16 protein-coding genes and 1 pseudogene are annotated in these 19,631 nt (G+C 44.7%); 5 read left to right on the top strand and 12 right to left on the bottom strand.

Annotated features, from left to right (window positions below; genetic code table 11):
- Window positions 1-63 precede the first annotated feature (63 nt).
- Window positions 64-267 (bottom strand): hypothetical protein, encoded by a 204-nt coding sequence (locus tag HMPREF0083_RS01465; RefSeq protein WP_021619156.1) that lies wholly within the window; start codon window positions 265-267, stop codon window positions 64-66.
- A 151-nt stretch (window positions 268-418) separates the two neighbouring features.
- Between HMPREF0083_RS01465 and acnA the strand changes: the two genes are divergently transcribed.
- Entirely contained in the window at window positions 419-3,151 is a 2,733-nt protein-coding gene (gene acnA, locus HMPREF0083_RS01460) for an aconitate hydratase AcnA (RefSeq protein ID WP_040301107.1), read from the top strand.
- Window positions 3,152-3,249: 98 nt separating this feature from the next.
- Here acnA and mnmA read toward each other — a convergent pair whose 3' ends face one another.
- Entirely contained in the window at window positions 3,250-4,371 is a 1,122-nt protein-coding gene (gene mnmA / locus HMPREF0083_RS01455) for a tRNA 2-thiouridine(34) synthase MnmA (RefSeq protein ID WP_021619154.1), read from the bottom strand.
- Window positions 4,372-4,475: 104 nt separating this feature from the next.
- Window positions 4,476-5,270 (bottom strand): N-acetylmuramoyl-L-alanine amidase, encoded by a 795-nt coding sequence (locus HMPREF0083_RS01450; RefSeq protein WP_021619153.1) that lies wholly within the window; start codon window positions 5,268-5,270, stop codon window positions 4,476-4,478.
- 221 nt (window positions 5,271-5,491) lie between these two features.
- Between HMPREF0083_RS01450 and HMPREF0083_RS26050 the strand changes: the two genes are divergently transcribed.
- A complete protein-coding gene (locus tag HMPREF0083_RS26050; RefSeq protein WP_021619152.1) occupies window positions 5,492-6,139 on the top strand; it encodes a 3D domain-containing protein in 648 nt (215 codons plus the stop codon).
- Between the two features lie 188 nt (window positions 6,140-6,327).
- On the opposite strand, the gene HMPREF0083_RS01440 is transcribed toward HMPREF0083_RS26050, so the two are convergent.
- The gene (locus HMPREF0083_RS01440; protein ID WP_040301106.1) at window positions 6,328-7,542 is read right to left on the bottom strand and encodes an MDR family MFS transporter; all 1,215 of its coding nucleotides are present in this window, start codon (window positions 7,540-7,542) and stop codon (window positions 6,328-6,330) included.
- A gap of 106 nt (window positions 7,543-7,648) precedes the next feature.
- On the opposite strand from HMPREF0083_RS01440, the gene HMPREF0083_RS01435 reads away from it, so the two are divergent.
- Entirely contained in the window at window positions 7,649-8,563 is a 915-nt protein-coding gene (locus HMPREF0083_RS01435) for a LysR family transcriptional regulator (RefSeq protein WP_040301105.1), read from the top strand.
- Between the two features lie 135 nt (window positions 8,564-8,698).
- Here the strand turns inward: HMPREF0083_RS01435 and HMPREF0083_RS01430 are convergent, their stop codons facing one another.
- From HMPREF0083_RS01430 to HMPREF0083_RS01410, 5 genes are all read right to left on the bottom strand, one after another.
- A complete protein-coding gene (locus HMPREF0083_RS01430) occupies window positions 8,699-9,751 on the bottom strand; it encodes a DHH family phosphoesterase (RefSeq protein ID WP_021619148.1) in 1,053 nt (350 codons plus the stop codon).
- 219 nt (window positions 9,752-9,970) lie between these two features.
- Window positions 9,971-11,026 carry an ABC transporter substrate-binding protein gene (locus tag HMPREF0083_RS01425; protein WP_051354496.1) on the bottom strand — a complete coding sequence of 352 codons (1,056 nt, stop codon included), beginning with the start codon at window positions 11,024-11,026 and terminating at the stop codon, window positions 9,971-9,973.
- Window positions 11,027-11,086: 60 nt separating this feature from the next.
- Entirely contained in the window at window positions 11,087-12,448 is a 1,362-nt protein-coding gene (locus HMPREF0083_RS01420) for an FAD-binding oxidoreductase (RefSeq protein ID WP_040301104.1), read from the bottom strand.
- Window positions 12,449-12,477: 29 nt separating this feature from the next.
- Window positions 12,478-13,260 carry an ABC transporter ATP-binding protein gene (locus HMPREF0083_RS01415; RefSeq protein WP_040301103.1) on the bottom strand — a complete coding sequence of 261 codons (783 nt, stop codon included), beginning with the start codon at window positions 13,258-13,260 and terminating at the stop codon, window positions 12,478-12,480.
- A 114-nt stretch (window positions 13,261-13,374) separates the two neighbouring features.
- The gene (locus tag HMPREF0083_RS01410; RefSeq protein WP_021619143.1) at window positions 13,375-14,442 is read right to left on the bottom strand and encodes an HD-GYP domain-containing protein; all 1,068 of its coding nucleotides are present in this window, start codon (window positions 14,440-14,442) and stop codon (window positions 13,375-13,377) included.
- A gap of 429 nt (window positions 14,443-14,871) precedes the next feature.
- Between HMPREF0083_RS01410 and HMPREF0083_RS27760 the strand changes: the two genes are divergently transcribed.
- On the top strand, window positions 14,872-15,189 hold the full coding sequence (locus HMPREF0083_RS27760) for a hypothetical protein (protein ID WP_021619141.1): 318 nt from the start codon (window positions 14,872-14,874) through the stop codon (window positions 15,187-15,189).
- A 68-nt stretch (window positions 15,190-15,257) separates the two neighbouring features.
- On the opposite strand, the gene HMPREF0083_RS01400 is transcribed toward HMPREF0083_RS27760, so the two are convergent.
- The 3 genes from HMPREF0083_RS01400 to HMPREF0083_RS01390 form a co-directional block, all read right to left on the bottom strand.
- The gene (locus HMPREF0083_RS01400; protein WP_021619140.1) at window positions 15,258-16,529 is read right to left on the bottom strand and encodes a TRAP transporter large permease; all 1,272 of its coding nucleotides are present in this window, start codon (window positions 16,527-16,529) and stop codon (window positions 15,258-15,260) included.
- Window positions 16,510-17,055: a TRAP transporter small permease gene (locus HMPREF0083_RS01395; protein ID WP_051354495.1), complete on the bottom strand. Its 546-nt coding sequence runs from the start codon at window positions 17,053-17,055 to the stop codon at window positions 16,510-16,512. Before HMPREF0083_RS01395 ends, HMPREF0083_RS01400 begins: the two co-directional genes overlap by 20 nt.
- Window positions 17,056-17,117: 62 nt before the next feature.
- On the bottom strand, window positions 17,118-18,167 hold the full coding sequence (locus HMPREF0083_RS01390) for a DctP family TRAP transporter solute-binding subunit (RefSeq protein WP_040301101.1): 1,050 nt from the start codon (window positions 18,165-18,167) through the stop codon (window positions 17,118-17,120).
- A gap of 283 nt (window positions 18,168-18,450) precedes the next feature.
- Between HMPREF0083_RS01390 and HMPREF0083_RS26875 the strand changes: the two are divergent.
- Window positions 18,451-19,625 (top strand): annotated as a pseudogene (locus HMPREF0083_RS26875) (1-acyl-sn-glycerol-3-phosphate acyltransferase).
- The last annotated feature ends 6 nt before the right edge of the window (window positions 19,626-19,631 follow it).

The raw sequence follows: 19,631 nt of genomic DNA, 5'->3' as shown, positions 1-19,631 counted from the left end.
TACATTATGGCTGCCAATAAGAAAAAAACCGCGACCACCCAGCCACGGTTCTTGTTTCTTTATCTATTCATCTTGCCCATATTCTACTACGTCTTGTTCATATTGCCCTACATCCACCAGTTCATTGCGCTGAACTGGCGTCCGATAAGCCAATACCTCATCCACTACACCGCCGCCCTCATCCATCATACGATCCATGCCTTCAGCCACATCTTCCACAAACGACATTTCCTGCCTGTTACGCGGATCAGTGTACTCGTAATTCATTCTGTATCCTCCTTGCAAAAAAAATTTGGGCTACAGTCCTTAGGATAAAGAAAGCAGATTACTTTATACATTACCTTTCCCCTTATATTCACTCATGAATCGTGCATACTAAATAAGGCACAAAATTTTGGTAATACGGAGGATGCTTGTAATGAATAATGCTAAAACACTGCGGGAAGCATGCCGGACTCGCTTGGATGGCGGAATGTATTACTACCGTCTGCAAACGCTTGAAGAACAAGGAATTGGCGCAATTTCCAGGCTGCCATTCTCCATTAAAATCTTGCTTGAAGCCTCACTACGAGCGATGGATAACCGCGCAATTACCGAAGAACACGTTAGACGTATCGCCAATTGGGATCCCAATTTGAAACCGGGGGAAATGTTCGAAATTCCATTCATGCCCTCCCGTGTTATTCTTCAGGACTTTACCGGTGTCCCCGCCGTGGTGGACCTTGCTTCCATGCGGGATGCCGTATCCACCCTCGGCCTTGAACCGGAGAAAATTAATCCGCTTATTCCTGTTGATCTTGTAATTGACCATTCCGTACAAGTAGATCAGGCGGGGTCGGACACATCACTCAGCTTCAATATGAATAAAGAGTTCGAACGCAACAGGGAACGCTATACATTTTTGCGCTGGGCTACCCAGGCATTCACCAACTTTCGGGCCGTACCACCCTCTGTTGGTATCGTCCATCAGGTAAACCTAGAATATCTGGCTTCCGTCGTATCGCAAAAAAATACGGAAAACGGAGTTGAAGTGTTCCCTGATTCGCTCGTAGGAACCGACTCCCATACAACGATGATTAACGGCCTGGGCGTACTCGGCTGGGGCGTCGGCGGCATCGAAGCCGAAGCATCCATGCTCGGTCAACCGATGTATTTCCTATTGCCGCACGTCGTAGGATTCGAATTAACCGGCAAGCTACCCGAAGGTTCTACCGCTACCGATTTAGCGCTTACTGTTACTAATATCTTGCGGAAAAAGGGGGTTGTTGGTAAGTTTGTGGAATTTTTCGGAAAAGGTCTAAGTTCCATGACGCTCGAAGACAGGGCGACTATCGCCAACATGGCGCCAGAATACGGGGCAACCGCAGGCTACTTCCCTATCGATGAACAAACATTGCATTATCTTCGTACTACCGGACGCTCGGAGGAACATATCTCTCTGGTGGAAACGTATGCAAAAGCGCAAGGGCTGTTTCGCACGGATGATATGCCTAATCCTAAGTATTCAGAGATTATCACGCTTGACCTCGGAAGCGTCGTTCCGACTCTTGCCGGTCCAAAACGGCCACAAGATCGCATTAATTTGACCGAGATGAAAGAATCATTCAATAAAGTGTTGCGCACACCGGTAAAAGAAGGTGGCTTCGGTCTAACCGAAGAGAAAATCAAGCAGGAAGTGACCGTTACGTATCCGGACGGCTCAAGGACTTCCCTCAAAACCGGATCTGTCGTTATCGCCGCAATTACAAGTTGTACCAACACATCAAATCCCTCCGTTATGATTGGAGCTGGATTGCTGGCAAAAAAAGCAGTAGAAAAGGGGCTGCGCCGTAACCCGAATGTCAAATCAAGCCTGGCGCCTGGCTCCCGTGTCGTTACCCAATATCTTGACGATGCTGGTCTGACGCCATACCTGGATAGACTCGGCTTCAACACAGTCGGTTACGGATGCACTACCTGTATCGGTAATAGCGGACCGTTAATTCCTGAAGTAGGAAAAGCGGTTGCCGAGAACGATATGACTGTTACGTCCGTATTGAGCGGAAACCGCAACTTCGAAGGGCGCATTCACCCGCTCGTTAAAGCGAACTATCTAGCTTCACCACCGCTCGTGGTCGCATACGCACTGGCTGGCACATTCGACATCGACCTTTACAGCGAACCAATTGGCCATAACGAGCAGGGGGAGCCTGTCTACCTACGCGATATCTGGCCGACTGAAAAAGAAGTTCGCAGTACGATTAACTCCATTATTACACCAGAGATGTATCGGGAAAAATATAACAACGTCCTTGCTTTTAATAAAGAGTGGAATGAAATCCCTGTGTCCAAGGATGAAATTTACAGTTGGGATAAAGACTCTACCTATATTCAATCACCTCCGTTCTTCAAGAACTTCTCTCTGGAAAGTTCGGGCATCCAACCAATTCGAAATGCCCGCTTGCTAGCACTATTAGGCGACTCTGTCACAACTGACCACATTTCACCTGCCGGCGCTATCAAACCGGATAGCCCTGCCGGACAATACTTGCAAGGCAAAGGTGTGGAAATCCGCGACTTCAATTCATATGGTTCACGGCGTGGGAACCATGAAGTAATGATGCGTGGTACATTCGCCAATATTCGTATTCGTAACCTCCTGGCCCCCGGAACAGAAGGCGGCTATACAACGTATCTTCCGACAGGAGAAGTGATGTCGATTTATGATGCAGCAATGAAATATCAAGAAGCCAGCACTCCGCTTATGATTATCGGAGGAAAGGAATACGGAACAGGAAGCTCACGCGATTGGGCTGCCAAAGGTACCTTGCTCCTTGGAGTAAAAGCGGTTATCGCGGAAAGCTACGAGCGTATTCATCGTACTAATCTTGTCTGTATGGGGGTCCTGCCTTTACAGTTTGAAGAAGGGGTCAGTGCGGAAGCTCTTGGCATTACAGGGCAGGAAACGTTCGATATTCCGGAATTGAACGAAGAGGTCAACCCTCGTCAAAAAATCGAGGTGCACGCAACCCGGCCTGATGGTTCCTCCTTCACATTCCCATGTATCGTTCGGCTTGATACGGATGTAGAAATCGATTACTACAAAAATGGCGGCATTCTCCAACTCGTATTACGCAAGCTTATTACTGACAAGAATGCACCTTCTTCTTAAAAAATAAAATAAAAATGGAGCGAAAGAACCTCGCTCCATTTTTATTATTTATCCCGGCCCCCTGGGCAATAAACTTCCCAATTGGTGAAATTGTTACTTCATATGCTTGCTTTTAACTCACTATTTTTTATCGCTTTATCGATGGTTGCACCGCCTAGACAGACTTCGTCTTTGTAGAATACAACCGCTTGTCCCGGCGTAATAGCACGTTGCGGTTCATCGAACACAACTTCACAGCAGTTATCCGGCTTCATGTGAACTGTCACACCTTGATCTGGCTGACGATAACGAAACTTTGCCGTGCAGCGGAACGTAGCCGGCACCTCTTTATCACTTATCCAATGAACATCCGTCGCCTCCAGACGATCACTGTACAATCGGTCATGATCGCCCCCCTGTGCTACATAAAGGATATTTTGTTTGACATCTTTATCTACCACAAACCACGGTTCACCCGTTCCGGTACCGCCTCCGATGCCCAATCCTTGACGCTGTCCAAGCGTATAATACATCAATCCATCATGACGGCCCTTCAGCTCGCCGTTCACAGTACGGATATCTCCCGGATTGGCAGGCAGGTATGAGCTAAGGAATTCTTTGAAGTTCCGTTCCCCAATAAAGCAAATGCCTGTACTGTCTTTCTTTTTGGCTGTTGCCAATCCTGCTTTAAGAGCAATTTCCCGTACTTCTGTCTTGGGCAAATGACCAAGCGGGAACATCGTTCTCGATAATTGGGCCTGTCCAAGCTGATTCAAAAAGTATGTTTGATCTTTTTTCTCGTCTACTCCACGCAGCATCCGGTATTCCCCATCATAAAAGTCAACCCGTGCATAGTGACCGGTCGCCAAATAATCCGCACCCAAATCCAATGCTCGTTCCAAAAATGCTTTGAATTTGATCTCCTTATTGCACATTACATCAGGATTTGGCGTACGGCCTTTTTTGTATTCATCCAGGAAGTAAGTAAATACCCGATCCCAATATTCCTTCTCGAAATTCACCGTATAGTAAGGGATGCCAATTTGTCCGCAGACCCGGCGCACGTCTTCATAATCTTCTTCCGCCGTACAGTGACCAAACTCATCTGTATCATCCCAATTTTTCATAAAAATCCCAATTACATCATATCCCTGTTGTTTAAGCAACAAGGCGGCAACGGAAGAGTCTACACCGCCGGACATTCCGACTACTACCCTCGTATTCTCAGGCGTCTTGTTCATCTATATCAACTTCCTTAATTTATGAATTGAATAGCAATGATATTTGCTTTCGTGTTTATTATACTAACAAACATTCTGCTACACAAACAAACACAGAACTCGCCCTATGATTTTCCGGTTTGCTTCAAGATGTATTCAATCGCATTATTAATGGCTACAGCCGCCTCCAACCTTGTCATTGTTTCTGTCGGCCGGAAATTCCCCTGTCCGTCGCCACGCATAATGCCCCGTTCATATAACGCATCGACACTATCCGTTCCCCATTCCATACCAGGTATAATGTCTTTATAATATTTGCTAAGTGACTTAGGCACAGGATTCGGCGCTGGACTTGCTGCCCCCAGTCCTACCGCACGTGCTGCACCACGTGCGATCGCCTGTGCCACGTTATCCAGGAATGCCAGATTTTTCAGCCTTGATGCATCCTCCACCTGATCAATAAATCCGCATTCCAGAAGAATAGCTGGCATGCTCGTACGACGAAGCACGGCGAAATTCGCCGTTTTTTTCCCCCTATCAGGTAACCCTGTACCTTGGAAGACTCCGGCCACTTCACCATGAACAATATTCTGGTGTCGTGCAGCCTCCTGATTAGCTACACTGGGAGCAATATAACTCTCAAATCCAGTCCCACGTCCCGCGTTAATATGAATGGAAATAAAATAGTCGGCATGCAGCTTATTAGCAAAATCTGCACGCTCATTCAAATCAGTGGCCTTATCTTCGCTAAACACTCTGTCATCATTTCGTGTAAGGCGCACATCCGCCCCCATAGTTCGTAACAATCTGGCTGCTCGCTGTGCAATTGCGAGTGTAACATCTTTTTCACGCAAACCATTTCCTACAGCTCCAGAGTCGGGCCCCCCATGCCCCGGATCTAATACGATAATTTTCGCCATCTCTTTCTCCCCTTTCCTTGATAAGCTATCATCTTATGCGTATAGCCTGTACTACATAGTATGTGAATAGGCTCTTAAAAGCGCCAAAATTGGATGCAACCATCTAGTCACAAAACAGTTTCCGGAATAAGTTTTCAGATAAATAATGACTTCATTCCTCCTTTATAGTACAATAAACCTATTCTATTCAATTGTGCTATTTTCTATTAAGGGAGGTATTCATGCGAAAAAATCTGCATACTTCTTTATTCCATTCTGCAAAAGCTTTCAGGGAGTACAAACGAACATTAATAGTAGGATGCCCGGTTATTGGTTTATTTGTTCTTGTATATTTGATTAATTCTCTTGCTGAAACTCCTCAACATCCAGAGAAAGACAGAAGCATATTCTCGTCAACATTACCTACATACCAAACTTCCTTCTACCCTAGCGGAGAAGTCTCAGCAAAAGAATTAGTTCCACTCGGTCTGATGCCTGTAAAGATGGAAACATTCGAATCCTCAACTCTGGTTGCTCAAGCGCAAAAGCGCACAAATGACCGGGCACTCAATCGCCAAAAGAAACCCGCCCGTTCTGCAATGACCAAAGTTCGTGAAGGAATGACCTTTACAGCAAATGCTTCCGGCTATACAGGTCCTGGTAAAACCAAATCTGGAACAAACGTACGACCAGGCATTGCAGCTGTTGATCCAGACTACATCCCGCTCGGAACTGTCCTATGGGTTGAAGGCTACGGGGAATGCCGGGCTGAAGACACAGGGGGAGCAATTAAAGGCAATGCCATTGATCTGGCTTTCTCTACTAACAAAGAAGCACTGGATTGGGGAAGAAAAGATGTGCAGGTAAAAGTGATAAGTGTACCAGAATGAAAAATGCCGCCTCTTCTCTGTAAATAAGCGAAGATGGCGGCATTTTTTATGGAGAAGAAATAAAAATCTGTTTTATTCCAATTGCATCACTTGAAAAACTCGGCGGGCGAAAAAAACGACAACTGCCTCCCTCACCTGGGCTACCCAGATGTTTTGCCGGTCCGCCCGAAGTATGCTCGCGGGTTTTTCTATCCTTCATGTGCCTTCGTTCGTACATATCGGGGCTGACGGCTGATTTCAAGCTTATACATACCAAAAAACACCGACAATCCGATACATAAGCAAACGAGCCATGGCAAAAGCATAAAACCGCTTGCCATTCCTATGTCATATAGCCATCCCCCAAGGCTTGTGCTTAGCGAACCGCCAACCGCAAGCGAAAAGCTGTTAAAACCATAGTATGAACCCAAACGATTCGGAGGCGCAAACAGAGTAACTACATCATACATCACCGGCGCAGCTACCATATTGCCCAAAGCAAACAGCAATCCCACGGCTATAATCGTTCCTAACGATGTTACGAATCCAAGTAAAAACAAGCTAAGGCCCATCATAAGTGCGCCTGCCCCAATCATAATGAATTGGGCCGATACTCTACGCAGCCAGTGCGTCACTTTCAACTGAAGAAAAATAATAGCAAGCGAAATCGTGGCATAAATAATGGCGACACCACTCGTATCTCCTGTCACTTCTTTCATTTGACGCGGAATAGTCAAAAATAGCTGCATATATAAATAATAGTAACCAATAAGAATGACTGTATAGGCGACAAATGGTCGGTTACTGATAATGTCTCGTATATCTCCCAACCAGCTTTTACCGTTGTATTCCGCTTCAATCTTCGGCAGCGTTATCCAGATGAGTACAGCTACAAGCACAAACAATGTAGCAGATACAACAGACAGGTAGAAGAATTGTATGGAGGCCAGTATACTGCCTACCAGAGTCGAGACTACCATACCGGTATTTATCACCACGCTACGAAACGAAAATATTTCTTTCCTTCCCTTATCTGGTATGAGACGGGCAAATGCTGCCAGAAATGCGGGTTCAAATAGCGCACCTCCCAGCCCGGAAAGAATCGCAGCGACGATAAATTGCCATACTTCCGTGCAAAATGCAAATGCCAGAAATCCGACCGCTCGCACAAATACACCGAATATCATTGCCTCCTTACAGCCAATTCGGTCTGCCAGCGCACCTCCCAGAAACGAAAAGCCCTGTTGTGAAAACTGACGAATCCCAAGCAATATTCCTGCCATAGCCATGGACCAGGTAAAACTGCCAGTCAAATATAAAGTCAGATACGGAATCAGGGCGTAAAAACCCAGGTTCATCAAAAACGAACTCACGAACAGCACCCGTACACCTACTGGCGATACTTGCCATACATATCGAATCATGCTCTCGCCCTCCCTGCTCTATACAATAAAGCAGGGATTTGCATTTGTATAACGAATGATTTTGATATATATTATCAACTTTTTCGATAAGGATAGGAGAACCTATATGGACTTTGAACAATTGCGTACCTTTGTGGTAGTGGCACGCAACAAAAGCTTTTCCAAAACAGCTGATGCACTCCATCTTGTGCAATCGACCGTTTCATCACGCATTCAAGGATTGGAAGCAGAAATAGGCAAACCACTATTTATACGCGACAGGCGCCGGGTAAAGCTGACCGAAGCCGGGCATGCTTTTCTGCCGTATGCGGAACGCTTATTGCTTCTAAATGAAGAAAGCCTGACGAAAATCCGTTCTCTTAAAACGTATGAAGACCAACTATCTATCGGTGCAACCGATTCTCTCTGGAAATACGTGCTGTGCCCGGTATTGGAGACTTTCTTTGTCCGCTATCCATCCGTCTCCTTAAAAACCAAAACAGGTCATTCGTGGGATATAGTACATCATCTGATTGATGGTGTAGTTCAACTTGGCTTTGTTTATCTACCACAATCCATTCCCGGCTTTGAGATTATTCCTTTCTATGAGGAAGAAATCGTCCTTGTTGCTCATCCGGAGCACGAAGCAACACAGTGCGACATAGTATCACCGGAAGTTCTGGCTCGCCTCCCTCTTCTGTATCTTGATTGGGGCAATCCTTTCCATGAATGGATATGTGGAATGCTTCCACCTGAATATGTGCCTCACCTGCGTATTGATAACGTCTCGTTGTTTCTGGCCCTCATGCAAAAAAATGTTGGCATGGGCTTTATTATCAAATCGGCAGTAGAAGAAGAATTGAAAAAAGGCCGTCTCAAGGAAATTTGTCTTGCAGGTGGTATGACTCCTCCGAAACGCGCCGCGTATATTATGGTTCAGAAAGAGCATCTGCAGCGTCCCTCTATTCAAAACTGGATGCGTACGATGGAAGAGCAAAATATTTTTCCAACTCTGCCATCCACACAAAAAGCCCCTCTTTAATTATTCATCAAAGAGGGGCTTTGCAGGGTTACGGCTCATCCGTTATGCATCACGCCTTGACTATTACGTTTTCTGCAAAATAATGTAAAGGAAAAAAAGCGCGAAACTTCCGATTAACGGAGTCTCGCGCTTCCTTTATGCGATAGGAACGGCGAATAGCAGGTTGGTGACGGCCTGCCGTATTTCTTTCGGTACTGGACTGCCGGCTGCCTTTGCATGCCCGCCCCCTCCAAAAATAGCTGCAATATCTCCTAAATTCACTTCTTCTTTAATCGTACGGTAGCTGATCACGCGTGACATATTCACAATGGCGATAAAATCCAGCTCAGGGTTCAATTCCGCCAGTGCGTTACCTAGCTCGGAAATGTACTGCTCTGCAAAGACGATGCCTGCTTTATAGTTATGAACATTTTGCACATAAATATCTTTGGATTTTCCTTTTATGTATTTTTCGATTTTTTCCTGTTCGATTGCCAGCAATATGGCTTCCGTGTCTGTAAAATTTGGTGATGAGTTGCTGGTAAAACGGTGAACGAATCTATCGCGTCCTAAAATATAAAACAGGTCATTAAGCTGCTTCGCATGCTGGTTTCCGTGCTCTTTCCAGTCCCATGTATCATACTGCCGTACCAATTCAACGTATTGGCTTAACGCATCGTTTGGCAGGAGAAATCCAGCCTGCACTAGATAGTCATAGAACAAGGTTGTGCCGCTCGCCTTTACACCAGCAGATTCTACCGTTACACGCGCCCATTCATAACGATTAAGCCAATCTGCTGTTTGATGGTGATCGAGAAGCAGGAATTTCTTCTTGTCATGCATACCTAATCCTTCAATCCGAGCCGCAATCTCCTCATTTACCGATATATCGGTAATAAACACCTGATCATACTTATCCAAATGGAGCGACAACAGCTTACCGACTTTGTCATTAATATCATCATAGTTCGAATAATCAACTTGAATATCATCGCCGAATGCCAATTTCCCTAGTATTCCGCAACTTACCCCATCCGTATCATTGTGCGTAAATAGCTTAACAGCATGCGGCCTCGATTTCCGCGACTCATGCCGCCCCGGTTCGCTGAATAACGTATCCAGATTGTCTGAACGGATTTGAACTTTGATGCCCATGCGTTCCGCCCTTGCAAGAAATTCCTGCATACTTGCATTTGCTTGTGACTTCATGTATCTACACCTCATGTAAAAGTAAACCGCCCATGTCAATTATAACAGCATTCTGCGGTTTTGCCTTCCGCTGTTTTTAGCGTAACCGAAACGGGTGCATTTCTTGTACAGAAAGGATGTGTACGAAAAAACAAGGACAACAAATGGGTTAAAATCAATTTTTGAAAGTAAAAAGAAGACCAGGCTTGCTTTAGTCCCTGTCTTCTTTTCTGCTTTTTCTTATTTCTTCTCGGTTTTCTCAAAATAAACTGGATTGTATTTCTCGATAACAGGCTTACTCTTTTCGAAATCGATGCCTTCATTGGCGGCAGCTTCTTTATTAACACCAAGATGCAGCTCTTTCGGGAATCCGACCGGCAAATCGCCTACTTTCACTTCACCTTTCAACACTTTTACCGCCATAAGTCCTGTTTGGTAGCCAAGATCATGGTAATCGGCTCCGAACCCGGCAAAACCGCCATTACGTACCGAATCCATCTCGCCCACAAACAACGGAATTTTATTTTTCTCGGCTACCTGCACAACAGTTTTAAGTGCTGCGACTGCCGTATTATCTTTCGGAACATAAATGACGTCCGCTTTGCCAACAAGCGATTCTGCTGCCTGCTTTACTTCTGTCGTGTTGCTGACATTAACCTCCACCGCTTTCATTCCATTCGCTGCAAGTGCCTTTTTGGCATTCTCAACGTTTACGACAGAGTTAGCTTCCCCGGAATTATAAATAATTCCTACATTTTTTGTATCCTGCTTCAGCTCCTTAATTAGCGCAACCAATTTATTAATTGTTTCTGGATGCGTGTCGGAATAACCGGTAATATTCTTACCCGGCTTCTCTAGGTTGTCCACAAGTTTGGCGCTAATCGGATCGGTAATGGCGGTAAAGAAGACTGGAATATCTGTATTCTTCGTCGCCTGTACCATCGCTTGTGCACTTGGAGTAGAAATCGCCAGAACGGCATCTTTCTTATCAGCGACAAATTTCTGTGCAATGGAAGCAACGGTGCTCTGGTCACCCTGCGCGGATTGATATTCAATATCCGCATCACCATATCCATTCTCTTTCAGGGCTTTAATAAAACCTTCACGAGAAGCATCAAGGGACGGATGTTCAATAAGCTGGGTAATTCCTATTTTCACCTTTTCTTTAGCTTGCCCTGTTTTTTGTTCCCCACCCGCTCCCTGCTTCTCCGATGATGTCTGCGCATTGCCACAAGCGGCCAGCAGCAGGCATAGAAGCAGGAAACAAACACTTGTGATGCGTGTCTTGCGTTTCATAAAACTCCCCCACTTTTTATTTTTTTCTGATAATTGATTATACACTATTACTGCAACGCATTAAAAGATAAAAATCTTGCCCGGATTTAAAATATGATTCGGATCAAGCATCCGTTTCATCGCATACATTACATCCAGTGCAGGACCATGCTCCGTACGCTGGTACTTTGCCTTGCCAAGACCCACTCCATGCTCCCCTGTACACGTACCGCCCCGGCTTAACGCATAGCTTACGATCTGTGCATTTATCGATTCTGCTTGTTCGACATCAGTCGGATCATCCGGCCGAACCATAAGAAGGGAGTGAAAGTTCCCATCCCCTACATGGCCGACGATACCGCCGACCATTCCGCTTTGCTCGATTATCTCTCTCGCATGCCCAATCGCTCCTGCCAGTTCGGATAAAGGCAGACAAACATCTGTAGACATCGCTTTTTTACCTGGATAACTGTGGAGAAATGCATACGCAAGATGGTGGCGCGCCTCCCAGAGCGCAGCCTGACGAAGTGAATCCGTCTCAGATACGAAATCATCACAACCGTGTTCACGAACAATTTCCTGGGCAAAGGCAAGGTCATGTGCAAGCCCTGCTTCATTGCCATGAAACTCAAAAAACAACGTAGAACGCTCTGGATAGTCTGTTCCTTTATAACTATTTACTTGTTGAATGGATCTGCTATCTACCAATTCCATACGCGCTACCGGAATCGCTGCCGCCATAACAGTGCATGCAGCTTCCACAGCATCTGTTACAGTAGGAAAACTGGCGCGCGCCGTCACAGACGCTTCGGGAATACCGTATAACCTAAGCGTTAGTTCAGTAAATATGCCGAGCGTTCCTTCAGAACCGACGAAAAGTCCGTTCAGATGATAGCCTGATGAAGACTTTGCCGCCATACTCCCCGTATGGATAATCCGTCCATCCGCGAGCACTACTTCCATATCCCGAACCTGATCCCGCATAATTCCGTAGCGTACTGATGTCGTACCGCTCGCATTCGTAGCTGCCATTCCTCCGATTGTCGCGTCTGCTCCGGGGTCCACCGAAAAAAACAGACCATACTTTTTCAGCTCTTTATTCAATTGCATGCGGGTTACCCCCGGTTGTACGCGCACCAGGAAATCCTGCGGTTTCACTTCGAGCACACGATTCATCAGTTGAAAGTCAAGCGATATGCCACCCTTCTGCGGAATAATCTGACCTTCCATACCGGAGGCGACACCGAACGGAATAATGGGTACACAATGTTCATTTGCCCAGGCTGCAATCCGGCTTACTTCTTCCGTCGTTTTCGGAAACACTACCGCATCCGGCAGACATGGCGGATGATAGGATTCATCCTTGCTGTGCTGCTCTAGCATGGTAGGATTTATCGTAACTCGGTCGGGATCAATTATTTTTTTCAGTTCGTCTACATACATCCTGTTCTCTCCCTTTCCCACAATATATATTACACACTGCCTACCTGCATCCAGGCCCGTTTGTTGCGCCATGTAACATCCACTTCTGTACCGAAGAATTCAGAAAGGTTTTCCGATGTCATTAGATCAAGCGTATTTCCTGCCCCGTATATCTGCCCTTTCTTCAACAATAGTACGTGATGAAAAATAGGCACAATCTCTTCAACATGATGCGATACGTAAATAAGCGTAGGCCCCCCTGGTTGGCTTCCCATATCCTGAACCCGTTCTAACAGCTGCTCGCGCGCAAAAATATCCAGTCCCGTAGCCGGTTCATCCAGAATCAAAAGCTTTGGTGAAGCCATTAGCGCCCTGGCGATAAGCACACGCTGTTTCTCTCCCTGTGACAGACTCTCATATATTCGTTTTTCCATTCCGCAGCATCCCATTTGATTAAGCAAATGATACGCCTTCTCGTAATCTTCTGCCTTCTGTTCTTCGTACAGCAGGCCCATCGAGGCGACTTTTCCGCTTAATACGATGTTTTCTACCGTTTCATTCTTGTATAACTTTTCCTGCATAGAAGTACTGACCCAACCGATTGATTGGCGCAATTTACGCAGATCATATTCACCAAACTTCTTGCCCAGTACGCTAACCTCACCTTTTGTTGGCCACATGTATCCGTTAATGATATTGAGCAGCGACGTTTTTCCAGAGCCGTTCAATCCCATAATGACCCAGTGTTCACCTGGTTGCACAGACCATGTAATATCTTGTAATATATACGTTTTATCACGCTTCCAGCTTACATTTTTAATATCAATTATCATCATTGTTCTCCTTCCCTGTATGAATATTTCTATTTTCTGAAAAGTATAGAATTCAACGGCATTTTTGTAAACAAGAAAACCACCGGATAATGCACTCCAGTGGCCTATATATGCTTACGATTTTAAAACCGAATCAATGAACAAGGTAGTTTCTTTTCCTAAATCCACTTCTTTGACTTCAGTACCATCATAATCGAATTTTCCACGACCGGAAGAATGACTTTCTTTGAATACACGAATCACAGGCCGGGACGGCAATCCTTTATGCTGTCCTACCACCACGCCGATCTCTCCGGTGCTAAGCTGCACCGAGCTTCCTGTAGGATACAATGCAATAGAACGCAGAAATTGGATGACAATTTCATGATCAAACTTCTTACCAGCCAGTCCCATCAAATACTCGCTCGCCTGATATGGTAGCAGCGTCGGCTCTGGGGTGAGCGGTGAAATCAAATTATCATAGAAATTTGTTACAGCCACAATTTTTGCATACTCGTGAATTTCCATACTTTTAAGACTACGCGGTTCTCCAGTACCATCTACATGCTCATGGTGCTGCAACGCAATGTGCGCGCTGGCCAGGCTAAGTTCATGGCGTTTGCGTAATATATTAAATCCGACCCAGGCATGATGATTTCCTTCCTGTGTATATCGCTTGAGCGGGTCATCTGTACCTTTCAGTACTTTACCAATATCATGAAGCAATGCACCAAGCGCCAATTCTTTCAGCTTATTGACACTATAGCCAAGGCTTATTCCGATAACAGTAGACATAATACAGACATTCAATGAATGGATAAAGAGATGATTATCCTTCGTACGGATATCATCAAGATTCAGCAATACATCCTTTTGAGCTAAAATCTCATCAATTACATTCGACATTGTTTTCACTACAGACGTCGTATCAAAATCTTTTCCTTCCTGTACACATTCCATTACATTGGATACTTGAGAAATGGCTTCACGACGGGTTTCTTCTGAAACCATCTCTTCTATCTTGACGTCTTCAAACCGGTCATCTTTTATGTAAATTTTGGTTACACCAATACGGTATAGCTTATTAATCATACCCGGTGTCAATAACACCCCTTGATTTAATAACGTCCGACCATCGCTGGCGTATATGCTTTTTGCCAGAACCTGACCGGGCTCCAGATGATCCAAACTAACATGGCGCATGCCCCTTCTCTCCTTCACCCTTCCAAAATTTCACAAGAGTCTGCTGTCAGTGTGTAATTATAGCGCAGAATCATATAACGTATACTATTCGTCTCTTATTATATAAGACTTTACTATTGCTGTGTTATTCTACATTTAATTGCACCTAAATTTCGAAAGCCTATAAAATCAAGGTGTGATGCTGAAGTTTATCGATACACCTGTCGAAGAGGCGATGCGGTTCTGTCTAACGGCCGGTGTAGCATCGAATAAAGAAGAAGAACAAGCGTCGGTATAGCCGGGGCTTGTTTTTTTGTTACTTTTTTCATAGTTTATCCACTTCTTCTCGCCTATTTTCTTCATTCAAAAACGATACCATAATCAGTTTTATGTTGTTAAGTAAAGGGGTAATGTTAAAGATAGAAAAATATTATAAAAGGGGGAAGCAGCATGTCTCGCGTGGATTTAATAGAAAAAAAAGTATCCGCCAGAACCATTATTAGTCTTCTCTTAGTCTTTTGCTCTTTAGTGTTTTCATTGTTCTCTATTTTCTCATCCTTCACTTCGTACAGTACATTACTCATCGTTTTACAGTGGATTACGGTACTGCTTGGAATGGTTCTGGCCATCTCTACGTTTGTACCTGCCAAAAAGCATCTCTCACACAATTCTTTTTTTCTGCAAATCTCGATTACTACAATGATATTGGCCTGTTTGGACTTACTCTGGATTATTTTCGTATCTTACATTCTTTCTATTTTAAAATAAGGAAAACTCGCAGAAAAAAGGGGATGTCACTTTTTTACCGTACAACGACATCCCCTTTCTTTTTTATTCTATTGCATCATGTTCGGGAGCCATAAAGACAATTGCGGGAAGATAACAAAAAATGCCAGCACGAAAATAAATAGAATAATGAACGGAATAACTCCCCTTACGACCACTTCCAGTTTCTCTTTCGCGATACCGCCTACGACGAACAAATTCAAGCCCACCGGAGGCGTAATCATCGCCAGTTCCATATTTACCGTCATGACAATCGCGAAATGAATCGGGTCAATACCCAAATGCTTAATAATCGGAAGCAAAATTGGCAGCGTAATCAGAATGACAGATACTGCCTCAAGAAACGTTCCCATGATAAAAAACAAAATATTAACGATAAGGAAGAACATCCACTTGTTCATATCGCTTGCCGCAATCCATGCCCCTACTGTTTGCGGAACCTGTTCATTGGTCAGGTACAGACCAAACAGACTGGCTGCGGCGATGATGAGGAAAATCATAGATGTAATATTAATTGTCTCTGTCATAATCGGACGTATATCTTTCAATCCCATCTCCCGATAAATACCTACAGATACGATCAATCCATAGGCAACTGCGATGACAGCTGATTCCGTTGGTGTCGCAATTCCTGTATAGATGCTACCCAGAATCAAAATAGGTAGAAATGCACCCCATAGTGCTTTAATAGAAGCTTTTATTCTCTCTCGGCCCGAAGATTTCGCATCGCTGCCGTACCCGTTTCTCTTGGCATAGTAAATTGCAGATACGATAAGCACTCCACCTAACAATACCCCAGGAATGACCCCAGCCATAAACAGCTTACCAATTGACTCCTCGGCTGTGATCCCATAAATAATAAGCGGAATGCTCGGCGGAATCAGAATACCCAGCGTACCGGCAGCGGCGACTAGCCCCATAGAGTATTTCTTGTCATAACCTGCACTGACCATTGCGGGAATCATAATCGATCCAATTGCAGCTGCCGTTGCCGGACTGGAGCCGGAAATCGCAGCAAATACCATACACGCAAGAATGGTCACAACGGATAATCCACCCGGCAAATGACCGACCCATGTGCGTAACGCCTCAATTAGATACTTGGAGATACCTCCACGTGCCAGAATGACTCCGGCTAATACGAAGCCCGGAATCGCCATAAGGGCAAAAGAATCCAGCGCCGAGAACATTCGCTGCGGTACCATATTCATGTTAAAATCCGACTGCATAAGAACGAACACGGTTGCCAAAGATAAGCTAATCGCAATCGGCACCCGCAGCAACATCATAATCACGAAAGAACTAAATAGCGTGAGGACCATTCGGCGCATCCCCCTTTTCTTTTGGCAGTTCTACCATATCTACCGTATTAACAATTTTCTCTCCACGTAGAGCTTGTACCAGCTTCTCCAAAAAACGAAAAAGAAACATAATACCGGAAATCGGAAGAATAAGATAGACAATCCACATCGGAATCCCCACATCCATCGATACCATACCGGATACATAGCGCTTGGCTACCAGCAAATAGCCATAGTATGCAAAAAAAATACAAAACAAGACACCCATAATGCTGGCAAAAACATCTACTGCACGCTGTACTCTCCGCGGGAGCTTATCATATAGCATATCCACTTGAATATGATGATTATTGCGTAATGCGACCGGAACACCCAAAAGCGCTCCCCAGACAATCGTATAGTTAGCCACCTCTTCCACCCAGGCCTTCGGTTCATTAAAAGCATAGCGCATCATAACACCGTAAAAAATCAACGCAATTCCTACAGACAAAAACGTACCCGCAGCGATATCTTCGAATAAATCCCATGCCTTTTTCAGGCTTTTCATCCCTTCTCCCCCCTCTTTGGAAAAAGAGAGGGCACTAACGATGTAGCGCCCCCTCATTAGCTCTATTTCATATTTTTAATTCCATCGATAAGCTCAGGTGTGATGACACTTTTGAACTCTTCATATACCGGCTGCAGCGCTTTTTCCAGCTCGGCACGCTCAGCATCCGTCAGTTCTGTAATTTCCATTTTTCCAGAGTTTTTAAGGTTTTCGTAACTCTTGTCGTTATCTTCAGCAGCAAGCTTCCATTCATATTCAGTCGCTTCTTTTAATGCTTCCTCTACTTTTGTGCGAACATCTTCCGGCATACCATCCCAGAACGATTTATTTACAAAGATGGCATAATCAAGACGGCCATGGTTGCTTATTGTCATATATTTTTGTACTTCCTGATATTTCTGTGTATCCATGTTATTATACGTATTTTCTTGTCCATCTACTGTACCTTGCTGGAGCGCAGCATACGTGTCGCCAAACGGAATCGTCGCAGAGCCTGCACCTAAAGCTTTAAATTGCCCCTCCAACACTTTTCCAGCCTGTGCCCGGAATTTTAAGCCTTTAAAATCTGCCGGAGCTTTAAGTGGTTTCTTGTTGTTAGTGAACTGTTTAAACCCATTTTCCCAGAAGGCAAGTCCCATAATATCGTTTCCAACTAGCTGTTCACCATTTAATAGCTGCTTTGCCAGATCACTCTGAAAGAATTTCAATGAGTGCTCGCGATCCTTAAACAAGAACGGCATGTCTACATATTGCCAGCGCGGATCAAGCTTCACCATCTTGGTTACAGAAGGCGCAATCATCTGTACATTGCCTGAAACAAGTGCATCAAGCTCTTCTTTGTCACCGTATAATTGTGAGGATGGGTACACTTCCACTTTAACTTTTCCACCTGTTTTTTCGGCTGCCAGGTCCGCAAATTTTTGGGCAGCTTTTCCTTTTACACTGTCAGCTGAGGTAACGTGCGAGAATTTAATCACGATAGCGTCTTTTTGTTCTTCTCCCCCGCCTTCCGCCGGTTTTGCATCAGCTGCCTTTTTCTCTCCGCCTCCCCCACAAGCTGCAAGCAGAACCATCATCATGACAGTTAAGAATAAAGATAGTGCCTTTTTCAATTCTTTTCCCCCTCTTTTCTATTTTTTATAGACCGTTTATCATGAGCCTTTTGTCTTTTTCTCAAGGTAAACGTTTTCAATTGACGGTTTTTATTTTATTTTCTAAAAAAACTAAAATAAATTTTTGTTCATTTTGTAAATATTTTGTTCATTTTGTTCACGATGGATGGCCTACAAGAAACGATAAAAAACTACATACTTTTGACCCTCATACCAAAAGCAATTGTAGGATAAAATGTACATTGGTATAATTTACTAAAAAATTAAGAAATGAGGAGAACTGATGGCGATTGTCGATCCACTGCTGCGCATGGTCACCAACGGGCTATTCAAAGTTTCAATCAAGGGACTCGATACCGTGGACTTTAGTGAGCCTGCCTTGCTTACTCCAAATCATATTTCCCTTCTGGATGCAGCCGTGCTGACCATGAATCTACCTGATGATATATGCTTTGTCGTGAATACAGAAGTCGCGAAGCAATTTGCCTCGCTTTTGAAACTTCGACGGCATATTACAGTGGACCCGATGAATCCACTATCCGTCCGGCGAATGATCCGGCTTGTACGCGAAGGTACATCGTTGGTAATTTTCCCTGAAGGACGGATTACCCGTACTGGCGGACTAATGAAAATATACAGCGGTATGGGTTATATTGCCCTAAAAACTGGCGCACGCATTTATCCAATTACGATTGAAGGGCCAGAACGCTCCAAACTTTCCTATCTTCAAGATAAGATGAATACAAAAATGTTTCCTGAAATAAAGGTACGGATCGGAGAATCTTACCAAATCGATATGAATCCTGAATCCCCGTCTACCTATATCCAACGCCGTTGCATTACAAGCTGATTCCGGAGATCGCATACGACAAGGATGTGACCATACTCTTCGGAACCTCAACATTTCTTGGGGGCTATGGCAAATATGCGCATCCGTATGACTTCTATTCCATCCGCTATGTATTCGCCGGTGCAGAGAAGCTAAAAGATGAGGTGCGCGACTTGTGGATCGATAAATTCGGCATCCGCATCTTTGAAGGGTATGGTACTACTGAAACTGCACCTGTCCTTTCTCTGAATACGCCGCATTTCTATCGACGGGGTACGGTAGGCCAATTCTTGCCTGATATTGAATACCGAATCGAGCCCGTTGAGGGCATCGAAACCGGCGGTAATCTGCTGATTAAAGGTCCTAATGTGATGAAAGGCTATATTATTCCTGCCGAAGAGTGGTACGATTGCGGAGATGTGGTCGAATTGGATGAGGATGAATATATACGTATTGTTGCCCGGCTGAAGCGATTCGCCAAAATCTACATCCTGAAAGAATATCTTCAGAAGCAAGGTTTCCTGCCACTTCTATTGCCGTCAAAGATTCAGCATGTTAAAGCTCTGCCTCTGCTCGGCAGCGGCAAAGTCGATTACGTGACTGTGAACTACCCACCACTTAAAACCTAACGATTT

The organism is Aneurinibacillus aneurinilyticus ATCC 12856 (assembly GCF_000466385.1).
Taxonomy (GTDB): domain Bacteria; phylum Bacillota; class Bacilli; order Aneurinibacillales; family Aneurinibacillaceae; genus Aneurinibacillus; species Aneurinibacillus aneurinilyticus.
Note: the sequence above shows the minus strand (reverse complement) of the source record. Positions and strands in the feature narration are given on the sequence as shown.